Here is an 18,928-nt window from a genome sequence, read left to right as displayed (position 1 = left end):
GGACTGATCCTTCAGAGTCGGGGCTGGCAGAGCATACTGCCGATGGCCTTGTCAGTGAAGCCTGTTTTTATTTGAAATTCAAGTCGATAGCGTCGTTGTGCTGCAGCTGGATTCAGGCGGGAACCGAGTCCGTGGTCGATGAGTTCGCGGTGATAAAAAAGAGAGGCGAAAGCCTCTCTTCTCATCAGGGGGTAGGGCGGGGCGTCTCGTCCCGCTTGGGCCAGGCGTTGAGCACAGCTTTCACCAGGGTCGCCAGGGGAATGGCGAAGAAGACTCCCCAGAATCCCCAGAGCCCGCCAAACACCAGCACGGCGATGATGATGGCCACAGGGTGCAGGTTGACCGCCTCGGAGAAGAGCAGGGGCACCAGCAGGTTGCCGTCCAGCGCCTGAATGACCAGATAGGCCACCATCAGCCAGGCGAAGTCCGGGGTCAGCCCCCACTGGAACAGGGCCACCATGGCGACGGGCACAGTCACCGCCACCGCCCCTATGTAGGGGATGAGCACGGAGAAGCCGACCGCCACCGCCAGCAGCACCGAGTAGCGCAGCCCCATCAGGGCGAAGGGGATGTAGGTCGCCACCCCGACGATGAGGATCTCGATCACCTTGCCGCGGATGTAGTTGATGATCTGATCGTTCATCTCCACCCAGACCCGGTTGACCAGGGTGCGATTGCGGGGCAGGAAGCGGCGCAGGCCGCCCATCAGCACCTGCTTGTCCTTGAGCATGAAGAACACCATCAGGGGTACCAGGATGGCGTAGATGAGGATGGCCACCACGTTGATGAGGGAGCTGAGGGAAGCGCTCACCAGCTGCTCCCCCCCGGCCAGAATGCGCTGGCGAATGTTGTCTATGATGGTTTCGACCAGGCTGACGTCGACTATCTCGGGGTATTTTTCCGGCAGGGTGCGCACCGCGTCCTGGGCATGAGCCAGCATGGAGGGCGCCTCCTTGGCGAGGTTGACCCCCTGGCTCACCAGTGTGGGGATGAGCCCCAGCAGCATCATGGTGGTCACAGAGAGAAACAGCAGCAGCACCAGGCTGGTGGCCAGGGGGCGGGAGAGCCCGGTGCGTTGCAGGCGGCTGACCGGCCACTCCAGCAGATAGGCCATCACCACGGCCACCAGCAGGGGGGCCAGCAGATCGCCGAACAGCCAGAGCACGGCGAAGCAGAACACCAATAGCAGGAACAGGGCAACGGCATCGGGGTCGGAAAAACGGGTCTGATACCAGCGCTTCAATACATCTAACATCGAGGCTTCCTTGGTGTTTACCGTGTCATCAGGATGGAAAGGGGCAGCCCGGGGCCTGGCGACATCATGATGGCCGGCTCCCGACCACGAGCAGCAGGGAGAGGCGAGCGGCGGACTCCTCCAGGGGACGGACGCTGTGGCCCAGGCGTTGCAGGTAGGCCGGAATATCCTGCCGGGAGCCGGCATCCCCCAGTATGAGGTGCAGGGATTGGCCGGGTCTTGCCTGGCGCAACCAGAGCTTGAGCCGGATCAGCGGCTCGGGACAACGCCAGGGTGTCAGGTCGAGCTGTTCCATGAGGATTCCATCGCGTGCGTGGTGGTCATTATGGCCGTGATACCAGTATGAAACAACGCTTGTGGGCCTTGATGGGCAAGGGTATTCTGCCCGAGCCCCTTCTGATGGAGATAGAAACACTGTGGCCCGTTTTTCCCCCTTGATGGCATCGCTTCCCCTGCTGATATCCCTGATGAGCGCGACCTTTCAGGCTCAGGCGAACAACCAGCTGCCCGACATCGGCACCGCCGGGGTTGCCGCCCTGCCCATCGAGCAGGAAGTGCGCTATGGCAATGCCTTCATGCGGTTTGCCCGGGCGGGTTTGCCCATCATCGATGACCCCGTGCTGAGCGAATACATCGACGATCTGGGTCAGCGCCTGCTCACCAATGCCGACGGGGTGCGTTTCCCCTTTACCTTCTTCCTCATCAATGATCCCAGCATCAACGCGGCCGCCTTCCTCGGCGGGCGGGTCAAGGTGCACACCGGCCTCTTCCTCTACGCCGACAACGAGAGCGAGCTGGCCTCGGTGCTGGCTCACGAAATCACCCACGTGACCCAGCGCCACATAGCCCGTTACATGGAGGCGCAGGCGAGCAGCTCGGCCATGACCCTGGCCGGTCTGGTGGGCTCCATTGCGCTGGCGGTGATCAACCCCACCGCAGGTATAGCCGCGCTGCAGACCACCCTCGGGCTCTCCATGCAGTCGGCCATCAACTATACCCGGGACAACGAGTACGAAGCGGACCGCATCGGCATGAAGACGCTCTATGACGCCGGCTTCGATCCCATGGGCATGGCCAGCTTCTTCCAGAAACTGGCGGCGGAGTACCGCTACGCCAGCAAGCCGCCCGAGATGCTGCTCACTCACCCCCTGCCGGAGACCCGGATCAGCGAAGCCCGCGCCCGCGCCAACAGCTATGGCCGCCGCGCCTTGCCCCCCAGTCTCGACTTCTGGCTGGCCAAGGTGCGTATCCAGGTGCGCTACGGCACCGAGAGCCCCCAGGCGCTGCTCACCTACTTCGACAGCCGCCTGCAGAAGGGGGACTACCCCCTCAAAGACGCCGCCACCTATGGCAAGGCGCTGGCCCTGTTGCAGCTCAAGCGCACCGACGAGGCCGATACCCTGATGCAGAGTCTGGCCGCCCGCCATCCGGAAGATCTCTTCGTGGTGGATGCCTTGACCGACATCGATCTCGCCAAGGGGCGCAGCGCCCAGGCCATCGCCCGGCTGGAGCGCTTCCGCACCCGGATGCCGGACAACGAGGTGGTGGTGGTCAACCTCGGCAACGCCTATCTGGAGGCGGGTAACTACAAGAAGTCCATCGCCATCCTGGATCCTTATGCCCGGGAGCATGACGAGAACAGCCTGGCCTGGAGCCTGCTGTCGGATGCCTATCGCAAGGCGGGAAGGATGACGGACTTGCACATGGCGCGGGCGGAGACCCTCTCCCTGCGCGGTGATTACCAGGCGGCCATCGACGAGCTGATCGTGGCCCGTGGCACCACCAGCGACAAGCTGACCCTGGCCCGCATAGAGGCACGCATCACCCAGCTGGAGCGGGCGAAGAAGGATCTCGATAGCCTCAAGGGCTAACGACACCGGGCATTTGCCAATACAACAAGGGCGCACCACGGTGCGCCCTTGTTGTTTATGGTGTTGATGTCGGAGCGCGCCGCGCTAGTGACTCAGGCTGCTGGCGGCCGCTCTGAGCATCTCGATCTGCTGCTGGTCGAGCTCGCCGACCAGTGTCTGCTTGAGTTTGCCCTCACTATCGAGCAGATAGCTGGTGGGCAGGGCGCCCGGGCGCGGGAAGGGGAGGCTGGCATCCGCATTGGCGATCAGCAGCGGCACCTTGATCTCGTATCGGGTTGCCAGCTGGCCCAGCTCTGCCGGGGTGGTCGGATCGTAGTTGATGGCCACCACGGCGATCTGGCCCTCCGCCGCCAGCGCGTTGAGGCGTGGCATCTCCCGCAGGCAGGGGGCGCACCAGGGGGCGAAGTAGTTGACCAGCAGCGGCTTGCCCGCCAGGGCGCTCAGGCTGACGTTCTTGCCCGTTCCGTCGATGAACTGGGGGGCCGGCGTGCAGGCCCCCAGCAGGGCGGCCACAATCAGCCAACATATTCGTTTCATTTCCACAGGCCTCCCGCTTACCCTGCCCATCCGTTTCCCCTACAATAGCGCCATTTGTTGTCCCATCTTGCAATATCAGGGAGTTACCATGAGCGAGACCCAAATCTATCACAACCCGCGCTGCTCCAAGAGCCGTGAAACCCTGGCCTTGCTGGAACAGCACGGGATAGCCCCCGAGGTGGTGCTCTATCTGGAACAGGCGCCGAGCGAGGATGATATCCGCACCCTGCTGGCCCAGCTGGGCTTTGCCGATCCGCGCCAGCTGATGCGCACCAAGGAAGATCTCTACAAGGAGCTGGGGCTGGCTGATGTGAACGGCGATGCCCTCATTCGTGCCATGCACCAGCATCCCAAGCTCATCGAGCGCCCCATTGTCATCAAGAATGGTCAGGCCCGCATCGGCCGCCCCCCCGAGCTGGTGCTGGAGATCCTCAAGTGAGCACCCGCTTCGCCCGTCTGCTGACCCTGGTTGGCTTCTTCGGCCTGCTGGCCTGGGTCCTGCTCTGGCATCTGTGGCTCTCGCCCCACCCGGATCTCAACCCCTGGTTGCTGCCGGTGATCTGGACTGTGCCGCTGCTGTTCCCCCTGAAGGGCATAGTGCAGGGCAACCCCTATACCCATGCCTGGGGCAACTTCGTGCTGATGCCCTACTTCCTCCACGCCCTGACCCTGATCACCACGGATGAAGGGGAGCGGTGGCTGGCGGTGGTGGAGCTGGTGTTCACCACCCTGGCCTTCGTCGGCACCATCTATTACGCCCGCCAACGCGGCCGTGAGCTTGGCCTCAGCATCCGCAAGAAAAAGGATGAAGTGCAGTAATATCGCCCTCTCAACGCCCCGCTCGGGGCGTTTTTTATTGTCCTGATCCCGCCTCGCCCTGGCCCGCGCGGTAGTGGGTGAGTTGCCCCTCACTAAAGCGCATCACCTCGGGATAGAAGCGCAGAAACCCCAGCTCACAGTCGCGCCAGCGGCCCTCATCCAGGGTATGGAGCGCCTCCCCCAGCAGCAGGGGACGACGCAGGCGCCGGCCTATGCCGTTGAGGGCCTGACCCAGCCCCTCCCGGCGCCCGTAGGAGGCAATCCAGTCCTGCTCGGCCATCCGCTTGAGGGCCATGGGCAGCCCATCCGGCAGGTGGGCGTGATCCGCCAGCAGCTGGCCATAGCTCTGCTGCAGGAAGCGGGGCAGGGGATCCGGACTGAATTGCTGCCAGTGGTGGCTCAGCCAGTGGTCGTAGAGCATGTCCACCAGGATGCCGCCAAAGCGGCGCCAGGGGGCCTCGAAGCAGGCGACCGCCGCCCTGTGCTCGGGGTGGGCATCGGTGAAGGCATCTATCTTGCGGTGCAGCCAGATACCCTCATCGAAATGGGCCGCGAGGCCAGTGGGCAGCGGCCCCTTGACGAAGTCCCCCAGCAGGTTGCCGGTGAGGGAGCTTCGGGTGTGGGCCGCCAGATGGAGGTGCGCCAGGTAGTTCATGGAATCAGGGTCGTTGGCAGGTCGATGACAAGGTGCTCAGAGCCTAGAGGATCCTGGTTCTGTTGGCCATGGTCAGGATTTTTTGATTGCCCTGCAAGCCCCTCTTGCAGGGCAAATTTGGGGCGTGCTAAGGTGGCTTTCATCTCTGTCACAGGACGCGACAAACCATCATGATGCGCAAAGCCAGAGGCTTTTTTCTGGCCTTCTACTTCAAGCCTTTCTACCTCTCCGAGTGGTTCGACGAATAGATCGAGGCCCCGGAGCAGCTCATTGACGCCCGCCAATCATTGATACCCGTCGATCATTGATACCTGTCGATCATTGATACCTGTCGATCATTGATACCTGTCGATCATTGATACCTGTCGATCATTGATACCCACGGGGGCGTGATCTCGCTCATCCGCGTTTTGCCGTTTGTTGGCCATCGCCTGCCCAGGCTTGCGATGCCTTGACCGCGCCTGTGCGCTTTCTATGTAATGGAGTACTCATGATGAATACCAAACTGACCCTGTCAGCCCTCTTTGCTGCCTGCCTGCTCACCACCCCCGTCATGGCCAAGGAGTGGAAAACCGTGCGCTTCGGTGTGGAGGGCGCCTATCCTCCCTTCTCTTGGACCGATGCATCGGGGGAGATCAAGGGCTTTGACATCGATCTCGCCAATGCCCTGTGCCAGCAGATGGCCGTCAAGTGCGAGCTGGTGGCGCAGGATTGGGACGGCATGATCCCGGCCCTGTTGTCGCGCAAATACGACGGGATCATCGCCGCCATGTCGATCACCGACGAGCGGCGCAAGAAGGTGGATTTCACCGCGAAATATGCCCATATCCCCAACCGCTTCGTGGCGGCCAAGGGCACAACGCTGGAGCTGACCCCGGCGGGGATGGCAGGCAAGCGCATAGGTGTACAGCGCGCCACCACCCACGACAAGTACCTGACGGACAACTTTGGCTCCGACGTCACCATAGTGCGTTACGGCAATGCCGACGAGGCCTATCTCGATCTGAAGGCGGGCCGGGTGCTGGCCTTGCTGGCCGACGCCTCGGCCATCGATCAGGGGCTGCTCAGCAAGGCGGGCGGGGACAAGTTCGAGTATGTGGGGCCGGCCCTGACCGATCGCCAGTGGTTTGGTGACGGCATGGGGATTGCGGTACGCAAGGGCGATCAGGATCTCAAGGCCAAGCTGGACGAGGCGATCAAGGCCCTGCGGGCCAATGGCAAGTATCAGGAGATCAACCAGAAGTACTTCAAGTACGATATTTATGGTGGTTGATGGGGGGGAGGGAGCTTGCTCCCTCTCTTTTTTCGCAGCAAGCGGTGATGAAACAAGGAGATGCCCATGTTGACCCTGATCGAGGGTGCGGAAATTCATAGCCCGGCCCCGCTCGGCCAGCAGGATCTGCTGGTGGCCGACGGCCGCATCGCCTGGCTGGGCAAGGGGTTGACTGTCCCCCCTGACTGGCCGCTGGTGCGCGTCGATGGCCGTGGCCGCTACCTGGTGCCCGGGCTGGTGGATCCCCTGGCCCACATCACGGGGGGCGGTGGGGAGGGGGGCTTTGCCTTTCGCACCCCAGAACTCGCGGCGGGGGAGGCCCTGGCGGCGGGTGTCACCACCCTGGTGGCGGCGCTCGGCACCGACAGCCTGACCCGCACCCCGGCCCAGGTGCTCGGCAAGGTGCGCGAGTTTCGCGCCGCCGGGGTGAGCGCTTACATGTACACCGGCTCCTATCACCTGCCGGTCAAGACCCTCACCGGCAGGGTGGAGTCGGACATCATGCTGATCCCCGAGGTGCTGGGGGTGGGGGAGCTGGCCATCAGCGATCACAGATCCAGTGCGCCGACTCATGACGAGCTGGCGCGGCTGGTGAGCGAGGCGCGGGTGGCCGGGCTGCTCGCGGGCAAGAGCGGGGTCAGCTTCTTCCACGTCGGGGATGGCCGCGGGGCCCTGGCCCCCCTGCGGGCCCTGTGCGATGGCACCGACATCCCCCTGCGCCAGCTCTATCCCACCCACTGCAACCGCAACCCCTGGCTCTTTGCCGAGGCCATCGACTGGGGCCGGGCGGGGGGCTGGATCGATCTCACCACCTCGAGCTTCCCCGAGCTGCTGGACGATGGCGAGCAACTGGCGGCAGAGGCGCTGGTGGCGCTGGTGGCGGCCGGTGTGCCTGCCGATCGCATCAGCTTCAGCTCGGATGCCAACGCCAGCCTGCCGCGATTTGATGGCGAGGGGCGCCTTGTGGAGATGCGCTGCGGCCAGATTGCCAGCCTGTGGCAGGAGTGCGTTCGTGCCTGCGCCCTCGGGGTGTCGCTCGAGGTCGCCCTGGGGGTGGTCACGGCCAATCCGGCGCGAGCCCTGGGGCTGGCTGGCAAGGGGGTGATAGGGGTGGGGCAGGATGCGGATCTGCTGCTGATAGCGCCGGGGAGCCTCGCCATCGAGAGGGTGATGAGTGGCGGCCAGTGGCGAACCTAGAGATGGCGCGCCCCTTAACCAACAAAAAGCCCGGCACTGCTGCCGGGCTTTTTTCCGCCTGAGCGGTCGCGCCAGGCTCAGATAGCGAGGAAACCCAGGATCAGGATGGGGCCGAGCAGGCTCAGGATAAAGCCCGAGACGATGGCCACCGGCACCACCTGGATGCCGCCGGATTTCTGGATGACCGGCAGGGTGAAGTCGAGCGCGGTGGCGCCGCCATAGCCGATGGCGGCGGAGGGGTGGCGACGCATCAGCACTGGAATGATGAGGATGGCGATGAGCTCGCGTCCCAGATCGTTGATGAAGGCGGCGGAGCCGAGCACTGGCCCCAGCTTGTCGGCCACCAGTATGCCCGACAGCGAATACCAGCCGAAGCTGGAGGCGAGCGCCAGGGCGTGGCTCGAGGGCATCCCCAGCAACTGGGCCGCCAGCAGGCTGCCGAGCCAGCTGCTGAGGATGACGGTGGCGGCTATCTTCATGCCCCAGGGGTTGAGCAGGATCTGGCGCAGCCGCATGCCGGAGTTGCGCATCTGGATGCCGATGAGCAGCAGCAACAGCATCAGGGCCCACTCGCTCCACTTGTCGATGGGCAGGTCGCGCAAGTCCACCAGCAGCCCCAGCAGCACGCCGCCCAGCACCACGAAGCAGAGCTGGAGGGACTCCCACAACAGATGCAGCTTGCTCGGCATCTTGGCGTCGCTCGCCTCATGGGTGGGGGGGCTGCGCCTGTCCAGCCACCAGAGTGCCAGCAGGTTGCAGGCGGTGATGGCGGCCAGCATCACCCCGGCCACCTTGAAGATCACCGCCAGGTTGCTGCCGAGGTTCTCCACATAGGCCAGCCCCAGCCCCATCAGGAACAGGATGAGGTAGACCATCTTGCCCAGCGACTGATTGATCAGCTTGATGAGCCGGGTGGAGGAGAGGGGGACAAGATAGCCAATCACCAGCGGTAGCAGGATCAGCAACACATTCAGCAACATTGGGGCCTCGGTCACAAAACTGGGAAAACGACACATTACCACTACTTTTTGGCCAAGAGTCATAAATCCATGATTTTGTATGCTTCATTCGACCCTTTTTTTATCGGTTTGTTACTTTTGCATGGCGAGGCCGCCTTCCCTGAGCCCTTTGGTCTCGGGTCGTCATCGCCAATAAAATCAATTCCATTTCGAAAAAAGTGCGTTTTGTTCGGCCGAGGTGGGGTGAATAAAGTGACTCTGAATGGCTTCTGACTGAAATGGCTGAATCTTCTTGCTACTGGTGCGTTCCGGGTATAAAAAGGCGGTATCTCAGAGACGGCGCAAAGCGGATTTTATGCAGACAAAGTGCTGAAAAATACCGCCAAGGCCAATAAAAATACAGATAAACCACTAAATACCTCGGTTCTGTATTGTTTTTTAACTACCTGAATGATATTTTCGCTGAAGGTTGCCATCGGTTAACTTTTTGTTAAATCTGCGATGGTGGAGTCACGCCGTAGCGGCGTCTAGGGACAGACAAGGTTGTAATGGATGAGCGACGTTGCCGCACTGGAAGTTCGTGAACTGCACAAGTATTTTGGCACCCACGAAGTGCTCAAGGGCATCGATATGACGGCCCGCAAGGGGGATGTTATCTCCCTGATCGGCTCCTCGGGTTCGGGGAAGTCGACCTTTCTACGCTGTATCAATCTGCTGGAAACCCCCTCTTCCGGCACGGTCTCACTCCATGGCGAGCTGATCCGCATGAAGAGCAATCGGGCCGGTGAACGCCTGCCCGAGGACATGCGTCAGGTGGAGCGCATTCGCAGCCGTCTGGCCATGGTGTTTCAAAGCTTCAACCTCTGGTCGCACATGACCATAATGCAGAACATCATCGAAGTCCCCATCCAGGTGCTCAAGGTGCCCCGTGCCGAGGCCATCGCCAAGGCGGAGCAACTGCTCAACCGGGTGGGCCTGTGGGAGCGGCGCGACTACTACCCCGGTCACCTCTCCGGCGGCCAGCAGCAGCGTGCCGCCATCGCCCGTGCCCTCGCGGTCGAGCCCGAGGTGATGCTGTTCGACGAGCCCACCTCGGCGCTCGATCCCGAGCTGGTGGGCGAGGTACTCGGCCTGATGCGCGAGCTGGCAGAAGAGGGGCGCACCATGCTGGTGGTCACCCACGAGATGTCGTTCGCCCGTGACGTCTCCAACAAGGTGATGTTCCTGCACCAGGGGCGGGTGGAGGAGGAGGGTAATCCCAAGGAGATCTTCGCTCATCCCAAGTCGGAGCGATTCAAACAATTCATCTCTTCCATCTATTGATGGGGGAGCGGTATTTTCAATATTCTGCGTTTTCAACGATCGACGTGTTTATCAAGGAGAGATACATGAACAAGCTGATGCTGGCGACTGCCGTGATGACGGCCCTGTGTTCCGGTAGCCTGATGGCCAAGGAGTGGAAAGAGGTACGGATCGGGGTTGAGGGTGCCTATCCTCCCTTCTCCTGGACCGAGCCGAGCGGCGAGGTGAAAGGCTTTGATATCGACATCGCCAACGCCCTGTGTGAAGAGATGAAGGTGAAGTGCACCCTGGTCAAGCAGGACTGGGACGGCATCATTCCGGCGCTGCTGTCACGCAAGTATGACGCCATCATCGCCACCATGGACATCACCGAAGAGCGCAAGAAGAAGGTGGACTTCACCCAGAAGTACCAGCACATTCCGGCCCGCTTCGCCGCCAAGAAAGGCACCGAGGTGCAGCTCGACAAGGCCTTCATGGATGGCAAGACCATAGCCGTGCAGCGCGCCACCTCCATGGACACCTACATCACCGACAACTTCCCCAACGCCACCATCAAGCGCTACGGCACCGCAGACGAGGCTTATCTCGATCTGAAATCCGGCCGGGTTGACTATGTGATGGCCGACTCCGCCGCCATCAGCGACGGTCTGCTGAAGAAAGAGGGTGGCGATGCCTTCGAATTCGTCGGCCCGAAACTGACCGATCCCAAGTGGTTTGGCGAGGGTGCCGGCATAGCGGTACGCAAGGCTGACAAGGATCTGAAAGAGAAATTCAATGCCGCCATCCTGGCCCTGCGCGCCAACGGCAAGTACAAGGAAATCAACGACAAGTACTTCGACTTCGACGTTTACGGCGAGTAACCCCCAGGCGCGCTACCCCGGGTAGCCGCCGAAGGGATTGCGGCGAATCATCACGACAGGTTGACCCTAGTCTGTAGTCACCGGGCCCGTTGTCTCTCGCAAGGGAGCGATGGGCCCGCTTAGTTGCAATGGAGCTGCATGTGTTTGGTTTGAAAGGATATTGGGACGGGCAAGCCCGCTCAATGCGTTGCAATGGAGCCGCATATGTTTGATTTGAAAGGATACGAAGCCTCCCTGCTGGAGGGGGCCTGGGTCACCCTGGAGGTGGCGCTGGCCTCCCTGCTGCTGGCGCTGGTGCTCGGCATGCTGGGGGCGCTCGCCAAGCTATCCCCCTACAAGTGGGCGCGCGGCATCGCGACCGCCTACACCACCGTCATTCGCGGCATCCCTGATCTGGTGCTGATGATGCTGCTGTTCTTCGGCGGCCAGGTGCTGATCAACGGGATCTGTACCTGGGTCAACGAGGCCTACAACAACTACCTGCTGGAGAGCAATCCGAACCAGGAGTGGATCTCCCTGCTGCCGGATTACATCGACATCAGTCCCTTTGCGGCCGGGGTCGCCACCATAGGCTTCATCTTCGGCGCCTACATGACCGAGACCTTCCGCGGCGCCATCCTGGCGGTGGACAAGGGAGAGCTGGAAGCCGCTCGCGCCTTTGGCATGCGGGCGACCCAGGTGTTTGTACGGATCCTCTTCCCCCAGATGATGCGCCACGCCCTGCCGGGCTTTGGCAACAACTGGCTGGTACTGCTGAAAACCACGGCCCTGGTCTCCATCATCGGGCTCGATGACATGGTGCGAAAGGCGTCCCTGGCGGCGGGCTCGACCCAGCAGCCGTTTACCTTCTACATGGCGGTGGCGTTGATCTTCCTGATCTTCACCGCGGTCTCGACCTCGGCGCTCAAGTGGGCCGAACGTCACTACGCCATCAAGACGAGGTAAGCCATGCCGTATTCAATGCAGTCATTCGTTTACTGTGATAGTCGCGGTGTCAGTGCCGAGCGTATCTACATCACGATCAAGACGAGGTAAGCCATGGATTTCTCCATCATTCTCAAGGAGTGGCCCACCTATTGGGAGGGTTTCTACACCACCATCTGGCTGGTGGCGGCCTCCCTCATGCTTGGCCTCATGCTGGCGGTGCCCATGGGCATTTTGCGCAACAGCCGCAACTGGCTGATCAAGGGGCCGATCTGGGCATATATCTACTTCTTCCGCGGCACCCCGCTGCTGGTGCAGTTGTTTATCATCTACTACGGCGCCGCCCAGTGGGAGTGGCTCAAGAACGGCCCCGCCTGGGTGCTCTTCTCCGAGGCCTGGTTCTGCGCCCTGCTGGCGTTCACCCTCAACACCGGCGCCTACACCGCCGAGATAGTGCGCGGCGCCGTGCTGAACATGCCAAAGGGGCAGATTGAGGCGGCCAATGCCTTTGGCATGAGCCGCTGGCAGACCCTCACCCGCATCATACTGCCCAATTCGTTTCGCCGTGCGCTGCCCGCCTACAGCAACGAGGTGATCTTCATGCTGCAGGGCTCGGCGGTGGCGGGCATCATCACCATAGTCGACCTGACAGGTGCGGCGCGGATCATCAACTCCCGCTACTACAGCCCGTTCGAGGCCTTCCTGACCGCAGGCCTGCTCTACATGCTGCTCACCTTCGCTATCGTCTGGCTGTTCAAGAAGTGGGAGGCCCGCTGGCACGCCCACCTGCGCCCCCGCAGCGTATGACAAAAATGCAAAAGCCCGCAGCTGCGGGCTTTTTTTATGGCGCCGGCCTCTGTTGGCTCAGCGCCCCAGATACTCCCTGTCGAAGAAGGTGTTGACCCAGTGGGGTCGGTAGACGGCGAGCAGTGTCATGGCCATGCCGTTGAGCAGGGCCTCGGGGAAGAGCAGCAGCGGCCAGATGGAGAGGTAGTCGGCACTGATGGTGTGCCAGGGGTAGGCGCCGCTCATCCCCATCAACAGGGCACTGGCGAGGATCTTGACCGAGATGCTCAGCGCCCCCCCAAGAAAGGCGGCCACGAACAGGTAGACGAAGAGGTGGCGGGGCAACCAGGCCCAGCTTGCCAGAAACAGCAGCCAGCTGGTGGCCACCGGCAGCGCGACGCCGATGAGCGCCTGCCAGCCGAACTCCGCCAGATCGGTGACACCAAAGGCCCCGAGGATCAGCAGGGTGAGGCAGGGGGCCAGCAGGGCGAGGCGCCAGCCCAGCAGCAGGGTCAGGCTGGTGAGGCCGAGAAAGTGGATCTCCAGCCCCTCGTGGAGGCCAGCCCGCAAGGTCCAGAGCGGCACCAGGACGATGGCACCCCCCAGGCAGAGGTGCTGATAGAGGGGGTTGGCGTGGAGGGTGCGCAGCAGGGAGGCACGCAGGCTGAAGGCGAGCAGCACCAGCCAGAGCAGGAGGGCGGCGACTTGTCCTTCACTCATGACCTATCCTCTTGTGCCGGCGCTGCAAGGCCAGGGGCGCAATAAAAAGAGGCCGCCCTGTGCCGGGCGGCCTCCTGTCTCAATACTTCACGTTAGGGTGGTACTTGCCGAGGATGGCCTGGACCCTGTCCATGGTCTCCTTGCTGGGGGGCTTGATCCCGCTCAGATCGTAAGTGTCTCCCAGCACGTCCCACTTGTGCTTGCCGAGTTCGTGGTAGGGCAGCAGCTCCACCTTCTCGACGCAATCTCCCAGCTCTGCGATGAACTGGCCAAGCCCTTCGGCGCTCTCGTCATCGTCGGACCAGGTGGGCACCACCACGTAGCGGATCCACATGGTCTGGCCGCGGGACGCCAGGTAGCGGGCAAACTCCAGGGTGTACTTGTTGCTGACATGGGTGAGGGGGATGTGCTTCTCGTCGTTGATCTGCTTGATGTCGAGCAGCACCAGATCGGTGTTGTCTAGCACCCGATCGAGCAGCTCGTCGTAGTGACGTACGAAGCCGTTGGTATCCAGACAGGTGTGGATCCCTTGCGCCTGGCAGGCGGCAAACAGCTCGGCGATGAACTCTTGCTGCAGCATGGCTTCCCCACCGGAGGCGGTGACGCCACCGCCGGAGGCATTCATGAAGTGGCGGTAGCTGGTGAGATCCTGCATCAACTCGGGCACTGTGACCTCGCGGCCACCCTGGGTGTCCCAGGTATCCCGGTTGTGGCAATACTTGCAGCGCATCAGGCAGCCCTGCATGAACACGATGAAGCGGATGCCGGGGCCGTCGACTGTGCCGCAGGTCTCGACGGAATGGATCCGGCCAATGATGTCGGGATTGCTGGTGTCGCTAACGGTGGCGGCAGGGATCCGCTGAGTGCCCTGATCGGCAGGGCCGCTGGTTTCAACGGCAGGGATCCGGTTAATGACTGACATAGACGACTCCAATTGTTCGGACAGGGTTCGAGCGGTCGTTATTTTATGACATAAAGCCCTATAAATCCTACCAGTTTAGCCTGCCGGGGTGGCACCTAGCAGACTCTCCAGTGCCTTGACGGGGAGCGGGCGGCTGGTCAGGAAGCCTTGGTAGTGCTGGCATCCCAGGGCCTTGAGCACGGCCAGCTGCTCCTCGTCTTCCACCCCTTCGGCGGTCACCGTGAAGCGAAACACCTTGGCGAGATCCAGGATGGCCTTGACGATGGCCTTGTCCTGCTCGCTGTGCACCAGCGTCTGGATGAAGCTCCTATCCAGTTTGACCTCATCGGCGGGCAGATCGCGCAAATAGGCGAGAGAAGAGTAACCAGTACCGAAGTCATCGATGGAGATGAGGATGCCCAGCCCCTTGAGCTGGCGGATCTTGGCGATGCTGTCCAGCCGGTTCTCCAGCACCACGGACTCGGTGACCTCCAGCAGCAGGCGCGACGGCGGAACCCCGGTATCGCGCAGCACGTACTCCACCTGCTGCACGAAGCCGGCGGTGTGGAACTGGCGGGCGCTGACGTTGACCGACAGATGGGGGATGGCGAGGCCGTTGTTGAGCCAGAAGCTGTATTGGGCGCAGGCGGTCTTCATCACCCAGTAGCCTATCTCCTGGATCAGGGTGGTCTCTTCGGCGATGGGAATGAAGTCCCCGGGGGGGATCATGGTGCCGTCCATCTTCTGCCAGCGCAGCAGGGCCTCCACGCCCGAGAGGCTGCCGTTGTCGACCCTGTACTGGGGTTGATAGTGCAGCACCAGCTCGTTGTTGCGCAGGGCATCGCGCAGCTGGTTGTTCAGGGAGAGCTTGCTCTTCTCCCTCTCCGCCATGGCCTCGCTGAAGAAGATGTGGTTGCCCTGGCCGGCCCGTTTGGCCATGTGGACGGCGGTATCGGCCTGCTGCATCAGGATCAGGTGATCCTTGTCATCGTCGCTGAACAGGCTGATCCCCACGGAGGCGCTGCAGTGCAGCTTGTGATCGCCGATGTCGAAGGGGAGCCGGAAAACGCTCATCAGTTCGCGGGCGAAGTGCTCCGCCAGTATCTTGGCGGTGACATAGCCCTGGCCCAGCGCGGTGAACAGCAGGGCGAACTCGTCCCCCGAGGTGCGGGCCAGCACCAGGTTCTCCTGAGGCAGGGACTTGAGCCGCACCACCACGGCCTGGAGCAGCAGATCGCCGCAGGCGTGGCCGAGGGAGTCGTTGATCGACTTGAAGTTGTCGAGATCCAGCAGCAGCAATGCCCCCCACTGCCCGTTCGGGATCGCAAGGGTGCGCTGCATGATGTCGTTCAGGCTGCGCCTGTTGTAGAGGTCGCACAGATCGTCGTAATAGGCGAGCCGCTCTATGTGGCGGGCCGCTTCCCTCTCCTGGGTGATGTCGTGGAAGCTGCAGACGAAATGGCTGATCTCGTCCTCCTCATCCTTGACGCCGCTCACCATCAGTCGCACCGGGAAGAGATGGCCTTCCTTGTGCAGGCACTGCTCCTCGCCGAGCCAGTATCCCTGCTTATCGACGGCGGCAATGACCTCCTGCTTGAGGCTGTCGCCATAGTAGGTGGGCCTCAGGGCCTCGATATGCTGACCGAGCATCTCGTCGTCCCCGAACCCTGTGATGCGGCTGAAGGAGTCGTTGACCTTGAGGATGATGCCGCCGTGATCCATCACCAGCAGACCGTCGTGGGTGTTGAAGGCCACCTCGGCCAGGCGCAGGGCATCGTCGTTGGCGAGGCGCTGCAGCTCGATGGCGGCCCGCTCACGCTGCTCGTAGAGGGCATCGAGCAGGGGAATGGGGTCGGCCAGCGGCCCGTCCAGCAGCAGGGTGATCTGACCCAGGGGGACGCCGCCCTGGCCCTGGAGGGGAATGCCGATGTAGGCCTTGGCGTTGAGGGCCAGCAACTGGGTGGCCTGGGGATAGCGCAGGGGCAGGTCTTCCACATAGAGGCTCTGGCCGTGCTGGAAGATCTCCCGGCTAGGGCCTATCTCCATCCGCATGGGCTTGACCGCGGAGAAGGTCTCTCCTTCCAGCACGCAGCGGGGAATGAGCCAGAGATCCTGGCCACGCAGCTGAAACTCCCCGAGCCAGCCGATGCGGGCGCCGCTCGCCGTCATGGCCCAGCGCACCAGGGCGCGGCAATACTCATTGCCGGTCTTGCAACTGAGCCCGCTTGGCAGGGTGAAGGGGGAGGCCTCGGTCACCTCGAGTTCGGGCTGCCAGTGGCCCAGCAACTGGGCGCAGTGGCGCACCAGCTGCAGCGTCTCTTCGCCTATCAGGGTCGTCTCGGCGTATTCGAGGCTGAGCACGCCGATGAGCTTCTCCTGCTCCAGCAAAGCGCCGTCCAGGCGGGAGCTGACATTGGCATTGGCCAGATAATAGTGCTGGCTCAGCATGGGTTGGTGGGCGGCCTCCGAGAAGCTCAGGGCACCCCGGGTACGCAAGGCCCGGATGTAGCGGCTGTCACCGCGAATGGCACCGACAGAATCCGCATTCAGGGTGAAGACAGGGGTCAGCTGCTCGCTGCCGAGGGGGCCATTGGCCTGGTAGTGCCAGAGGATGAGGCGATCGGCCCCCAGGCACTCCCTGAGACTCTCCAGCATGGGGGCATACTGCTGCTGGCTGGCCATCTGGCTCAGGCGCGGCAGTTGCAGCGACATGCTGGCCGCACTCTCCTGGGGTTGGGTCTGCAGGCAGATGAGCCAGAAGGCGTCCTGCTCATGGGAGAGGGAGATATGCCACTGCTGGGCGGCAAAGCGCAGCAGCAGCTTGCCCCCCTGGCCGCTGGCGAGCCGCTGCTCTATGGGCTGGCGCAGGGCATCGGGCAACTGGGCCGGCCAGGCGCTGCGGGGCTCATCGAGCCAGTGGAGCGGGGTCTGCATCACATCGGTCAGGGCGACCAGCCGTTGACTACGGGTATCCAGGCGAAAGAACAGGGGGGCCTGGCTGGCTGTCGGGAGATGACTGAGCGCGGTAGACGACATGAACTGACACTATCCTGTTGAGCAATTGTCGGAGGGCAAGAATACTGCAAATCCGCGGCAAACAAAATTTCATTGAAACCTAAATTAGATTGCTCTAATTTAATGTCAATTTCTCGTTGAGTGGAGTCTTGCAGATGAAACGGATCCTGATTGTGGGTGGTGTCGCCGGGGGTGCGTCGGCGGCGGCCCGCGCCCGTCGTTTGAGCGAAGAGGCAGAGATAGTGATGTTCGAGCGGGGCGAGTTTGTCAGCTTCGCCAACTGCGGTCTGCCCTATCACATCGGAGGGGATATCCCCAATCGGGATGCGTTGTTGCTGCAGACGCCCCAGAGCTTCAAGCGCCGTTTCAACGTCGATGTGCGGGTCTTCCACGAGGTGATCGAGATAGACAAGGGGGGCAAGAGCCTGCTGGTGCGCAACCTGCAAACCGGCGAGGAGCGGCGCGAGCCCTACGATGTGCTGCTGCTGAGCCCGGGGGCGGTGCCCATTCGTCCTCCTTTCCCCGGCATCGACAGCCCGGGCGTGCACACCCTGCGCAACATTCCGGACATGGATCGCATCCTGGCGGCCCTGCACCATGACAAGCCGCGCCATGTCACCGTGGTCGGCGGCGGCTTTATCGGGCTGGAGATGATGGAGGCGCTGCACCAGCGCAAGCTGGAGGTCACCCTGCTGGAGCTCTCCGATCAGGTGATGGCGCCGGTGGATAAAGAGATGGCCAACATGCTCCATGCCCGTATCCGGGAAGAGGGGATCGATCTGCGTCTGCGCACCGGTCTCTCTGCCATCGAGCGTCTGGATGTGCCGGCAGAGAAGACCTCGGCCGTATCTGTCGCCAGCTGTGCCGGCCTGCGCCTGACCCTCAATGACGGCTCTCACCTCGACACCGGCATGCTGATCCTGGCCATAGGCGTCAAGCCTGAGACCCTGCTCGCCGCCAAGGCGGGGCTGGAATTGGGCCCGCGCGGCGGCATCAAGGTGGATGCCGGCATGCGCACCTCGGATCCCTTCATCTACGCGGTGGGGGATGCGGTGGAGGAGACCGACTTCGTCACCGGCGAGTCCGTGCTGATCCCGCTGGCGGGCCCCGCCAACCGTCAGGGGCGCATCGCCGCCGACAACATGCTGGGGCGAAGCGAGACCTACAAGAAGACGCAAGGCACCGCCATCTGCAAGCTGTTCGACCTGGCGGTGGCCAGCACAGGCCTCAACGAGAAGCGGCTGGTGCAGCTGGGTCTGCCGTTCGAGAAGGTCTATGTCCACCCGGGCAGCCACGCCGGCTACTATCCCGGCGCCCACCCGGTCAGCCTCAAGCTGCTGTTTGCCCCGGATGGCAAGATTTATGGCGCCCAGGCCATCGGCAAGGATGGCATCGACAAGCGCATCGACGTGCTGGCGGTGGCCCAGCGTGCCGGGCTCACCGTCTTTGACTTGCAGGATCTGGAGCTCACCTATGCGCCGCCGTTCGGCTCGGCCAAGGATGTGATCAACATGGCGGGCTTCGTGGCGAGCAACCACTTGAAGGGGGATACCATCCTCTGCCACGCCGCCGAGGTGCAGGCCCGCAACCCGCACCAGCTGGTGGTGGATGTGCGCAACGCCCCCGAGCTCGACAAGCTGGGGCGCATCCCGGGGGCCCTGCATATTCCCCTCGACGAGCTGCGCGGTCGTCTCGATGAGCTGCCCAAGGATAAAGAGCTGCTCATCAGCTGTCAGGTGGGCCTGCGCGGCCATGTGGCCTGTCGCCTGCTGAGCCAGCACGGCTTCAAGGTGAAGAACCTCTCCGGTGGCTTCAAGACCTGGCAATTGGCCATCGCCGAATAGGCCTGCCCGG

The 18,928-nt window shown here is 62.5% G+C and carries 19 protein-coding genes; 10 read left to right on the top strand and 9 right to left on the bottom strand.

What is annotated here, in order from left to right; all coding sequences use genetic code 11:
* Positions 1 to 184 precede the first annotated feature (184 nt).
* On the bottom strand, positions 185 to 1,255 hold the full coding sequence (locus ACFWHB_RS13920) for an AI-2E family transporter (RefSeq protein WP_106887270.1): 1,071 nt from the start codon (positions 1,253 to 1,255) through the stop codon (positions 185 to 187).
* A 64-nt stretch (positions 1,256 to 1,319) separates the two neighbouring features.
* On the bottom strand, positions 1,320 to 1,550 hold the full coding sequence (locus ACFWHB_RS13915) for a sulfurtransferase TusA family protein (protein ID WP_106887269.1): 231 nt from the start codon (positions 1,548 to 1,550) through the stop codon (positions 1,320 to 1,322).
* Between the two features lie 121 nt (positions 1,551 to 1,671).
* Between ACFWHB_RS13915 and ACFWHB_RS13910 the strand changes: the two genes are divergently transcribed.
* Positions 1,672 to 3,126 (top strand): beta-barrel assembly-enhancing protease, encoded by a 1,455-nt coding sequence (locus ACFWHB_RS13910; protein WP_353852474.1) that lies wholly within the window; start codon positions 1,672 to 1,674, stop codon positions 3,124 to 3,126.
* 84 nt (positions 3,127 to 3,210) lie between these two features.
* On the opposite strand, the gene ACFWHB_RS13905 is transcribed toward ACFWHB_RS13910, so the two are convergent.
* Positions 3,211 to 3,693 carry a TlpA family protein disulfide reductase gene (locus ACFWHB_RS13905; protein ID WP_395948681.1) on the bottom strand — a complete coding sequence of 161 codons (483 nt, stop codon included), beginning with the start codon at positions 3,691 to 3,693 and terminating at the stop codon, positions 3,211 to 3,213.
* Between the two features lie 58 nt (positions 3,694 to 3,751).
* Here ACFWHB_RS13905 and arsC point away from each other — a divergent pair, with 58 nt between their 5' ends.
* Together arsC and ACFWHB_RS13895 are read left to right on the top strand one after the other, a co-directional pair.
* Positions 3,752 to 4,102, top strand: a complete 351-nt coding sequence (gene arsC / locus ACFWHB_RS13900) for an arsenate reductase (glutaredoxin) (protein WP_163148497.1) — start codon at positions 3,752 to 3,754, stop codon at positions 4,100 to 4,102.
* Positions 4,099 to 4,482 carry a DUF2069 domain-containing protein gene (locus ACFWHB_RS13895; protein WP_106887267.1) on the top strand — a complete coding sequence of 128 codons (384 nt, stop codon included), beginning with the start codon at positions 4,099 to 4,101 and terminating at the stop codon, positions 4,480 to 4,482. Before arsC ends, ACFWHB_RS13895 begins: the two co-directional genes overlap by 4 nt.
* A 34-nt stretch (positions 4,483 to 4,516) precedes the next feature.
* Here the strand turns inward: ACFWHB_RS13895 and ACFWHB_RS13890 are convergent, their stop codons facing one another.
* Both ACFWHB_RS13890 and ACFWHB_RS13885 read right to left on the bottom strand, forming a co-directional pair.
* Positions 4,517 to 5,137 (bottom strand): ACP phosphodiesterase, encoded by a 621-nt coding sequence (locus tag ACFWHB_RS13890; protein ID WP_395948680.1) that lies wholly within the window; start codon positions 5,135 to 5,137, stop codon positions 4,517 to 4,519.
* On the bottom strand, positions 5,134 to 5,421 hold the full coding sequence (locus tag ACFWHB_RS13885; RefSeq protein WP_395948679.1) for a hypothetical protein: 288 nt from the start codon (positions 5,419 to 5,421) through the stop codon (positions 5,134 to 5,136). Before ACFWHB_RS13885 ends, ACFWHB_RS13890 begins: the two co-directional genes overlap by 4 nt.
* A gap of 206 nt (positions 5,422 to 5,627) precedes the next feature.
* Between ACFWHB_RS13885 and ACFWHB_RS13880 the strand changes: the two genes are divergently transcribed.
* Together ACFWHB_RS13880 and iadA are read left to right on the top strand one after the other, a co-directional pair.
* Positions 5,628 to 6,410 carry an ABC transporter substrate-binding protein gene (locus ACFWHB_RS13880; protein WP_106887264.1) on the top strand — a complete coding sequence of 261 codons (783 nt, stop codon included), beginning with the start codon at positions 5,628 to 5,630 and terminating at the stop codon, positions 6,408 to 6,410.
* 66 nt (positions 6,411 to 6,476) lie between these two features.
* Positions 6,477 to 7,607: a beta-aspartyl-peptidase gene (gene iadA / locus ACFWHB_RS13875; protein WP_395948678.1), complete on the top strand. Its 1,131-nt coding sequence runs from the start codon at positions 6,477 to 6,479 to the stop codon at positions 7,605 to 7,607.
* 77 nt (positions 7,608 to 7,684) lie between these two features.
* Here the strand turns inward: iadA and ACFWHB_RS13870 are convergent, their stop codons facing one another.
* Positions 7,685 to 8,587, bottom strand: a complete 903-nt coding sequence (locus ACFWHB_RS13870) for a lysine exporter LysO family protein (RefSeq protein WP_395948677.1) — start codon at positions 8,585 to 8,587, stop codon at positions 7,685 to 7,687.
* A gap of 531 nt (positions 8,588 to 9,118) precedes the next feature.
* Here ACFWHB_RS13870 and ACFWHB_RS13865 point away from each other — a divergent pair.
* The 4 genes from ACFWHB_RS13865 (at position 9,119) to ACFWHB_RS13850 (ending at position 12,459) form a co-directional block, all read left to right on the top strand.
* A complete protein-coding gene (locus ACFWHB_RS13865) occupies positions 9,119 to 9,889 on the top strand; it encodes an ABC transporter ATP-binding protein (protein WP_025326493.1) in 771 nt (256 codons plus the stop codon).
* Positions 9,890 to 9,954: 65 nt separating this feature from the next.
* Positions 9,955 to 10,728 carry an ABC transporter substrate-binding protein gene (locus ACFWHB_RS13860; protein WP_042649367.1) on the top strand — a complete coding sequence of 258 codons (774 nt, stop codon included), beginning with the start codon at positions 9,955 to 9,957 and terminating at the stop codon, positions 10,726 to 10,728.
* 204 nt (positions 10,729 to 10,932) lie between these two features.
* On the top strand, positions 10,933 to 11,673 hold the full coding sequence (locus tag ACFWHB_RS13855) for an ABC transporter permease (protein ID WP_139744137.1): 741 nt from the start codon (positions 10,933 to 10,935) through the stop codon (positions 11,671 to 11,673).
* A gap of 93 nt (positions 11,674 to 11,766) precedes the next feature.
* The gene (locus tag ACFWHB_RS13850; RefSeq protein ID WP_042649365.1) at positions 11,767 to 12,459 is read left to right on the top strand and encodes an ABC transporter permease; all 693 of its coding nucleotides are present in this window, start codon (positions 11,767 to 11,769) and stop codon (positions 12,457 to 12,459) included.
* A gap of 57 nt (positions 12,460 to 12,516) precedes the next feature.
* Here ACFWHB_RS13850 and ACFWHB_RS13845 read toward each other — a convergent pair whose 3' ends face one another.
* From ACFWHB_RS13845 to ACFWHB_RS13835, 3 genes are all read right to left on the bottom strand, one after another.
* On the bottom strand, positions 12,517 to 13,158 hold the full coding sequence (locus tag ACFWHB_RS13845) for an energy-coupling factor ABC transporter permease (protein ID WP_395948676.1): 642 nt from the start codon (positions 13,156 to 13,158) through the stop codon (positions 12,517 to 12,519).
* A gap of 79 nt (positions 13,159 to 13,237) precedes the next feature.
* Positions 13,238 to 14,080 (bottom strand): pyruvate formate lyase 1-activating protein, encoded by an 843-nt coding sequence (gene pflA / locus ACFWHB_RS13840; protein ID WP_139744139.1) that lies wholly within the window; start codon positions 14,078 to 14,080, stop codon positions 13,238 to 13,240.
* A gap of 75 nt (positions 14,081 to 14,155) precedes the next feature.
* Positions 14,156 to 17,095: a sensor domain-containing phosphodiesterase gene (locus tag ACFWHB_RS13835; protein ID WP_395948675.1), complete on the bottom strand. Its 2,940-nt coding sequence runs from the start codon at positions 17,093 to 17,095 to the stop codon at positions 14,156 to 14,158.
* Between the two features lie 134 nt (positions 17,096 to 17,229).
* Between ACFWHB_RS13835 and ACFWHB_RS13830 the strand changes: the two genes are divergently transcribed.
* The gene (locus tag ACFWHB_RS13830; RefSeq protein WP_395948674.1) at positions 17,230 to 18,918 is read left to right on the top strand and encodes an FAD-dependent oxidoreductase; all 1,689 of its coding nucleotides are present in this window, start codon (positions 17,230 to 17,232) and stop codon (positions 18,916 to 18,918) included.
* Positions 18,919 to 18,928: the final 10 nt, after the last annotated feature.

The organism is Aeromonas mytilicola subsp. aquatica (assembly GCF_044336385.1).
Lineage (GTDB): Bacteria > Pseudomonadota > Gammaproteobacteria > Enterobacterales > Aeromonadaceae > Aeromonas > Aeromonas rivipollensis.
Note: the sequence above shows the minus strand (reverse complement) of the source record. Positions and strands in the feature narration are given on the sequence as shown.

Coding starts and splice junctions, on each gene's coding strand:
- ACFWHB_RS13880 (WP_106887264.1), top strand. CDS start 5,628: ATGATGAATACCAAACTGACCCTGTCAGCCCTCTTTGCTGCCTGCCTG.
- ACFWHB_RS13845 (WP_395948676.1), bottom strand. CDS start 13,158: ATGAGTGAAGGACAAGTCGCCGCCCTCCTGCTCTGGCTGGTGCTGCTC.
- pflA (WP_139744139.1), bottom strand. CDS start 14,080: ATGTCAGTCATTAACCGGATCCCTGCCGTTGAAACCAGCGGCCCTGCC.
- ACFWHB_RS13920 (WP_106887270.1), bottom strand. CDS start 1,255: ATGTTAGATGTATTGAAGCGCTGGTATCAGACCCGTTTTTCCGACCCC.
- ACFWHB_RS13850 (WP_042649365.1), top strand. CDS start 11,767: ATGGATTTCTCCATCATTCTCAAGGAGTGGCCCACCTATTGGGAGGGT.
- ACFWHB_RS13870 (WP_395948677.1), bottom strand. CDS start 8,587: ATGTTGCTGAATGTGTTGCTGATCCTGCTACCGCTGGTGATTGGCTAT.
- ACFWHB_RS13865 (WP_025326493.1), top strand. CDS start 9,119: ATGAGCGACGTTGCCGCACTGGAAGTTCGTGAACTGCACAAGTATTTT.
- ACFWHB_RS13890 (WP_395948680.1), bottom strand. CDS start 5,137: ATGAACTACCTGGCGCACCTCCATCTGGCGGCCCACACCCGAAGCTCC.
- iadA (WP_395948678.1), top strand. CDS start 6,477: ATGTTGACCCTGATCGAGGGTGCGGAAATTCATAGCCCGGCCCCGCTC.
- ACFWHB_RS13860 (WP_042649367.1), top strand. CDS start 9,955: ATGAACAAGCTGATGCTGGCGACTGCCGTGATGACGGCCCTGTGTTCC.
- ACFWHB_RS13830 (WP_395948674.1), top strand. CDS start 17,230: ATGAAACGGATCCTGATTGTGGGTGGTGTCGCCGGGGGTGCGTCGGCG.
- ACFWHB_RS13855 (WP_139744137.1), top strand. CDS start 10,933: ATGTTTGATTTGAAAGGATACGAAGCCTCCCTGCTGGAGGGGGCCTGG.
- ACFWHB_RS13915 (WP_106887269.1), bottom strand. CDS start 1,550: ATGGAACAGCTCGACCTGACACCCTGGCGTTGTCCCGAGCCGCTGATC.
- ACFWHB_RS13835 (WP_395948675.1), bottom strand. CDS start 17,095: ATGTCGTCTACCGCGCTCAGTCATCTCCCGACAGCCAGCCAGGCCCCC.
- arsC (WP_163148497.1), top strand. CDS start 3,752: ATGAGCGAGACCCAAATCTATCACAACCCGCGCTGCTCCAAGAGCCGT.
- ACFWHB_RS13905 (WP_395948681.1), bottom strand. CDS start 3,693: ATGGGCAGGGTAAGCGGGAGGCCTGTGGAAATGAAACGAATATGTTGG.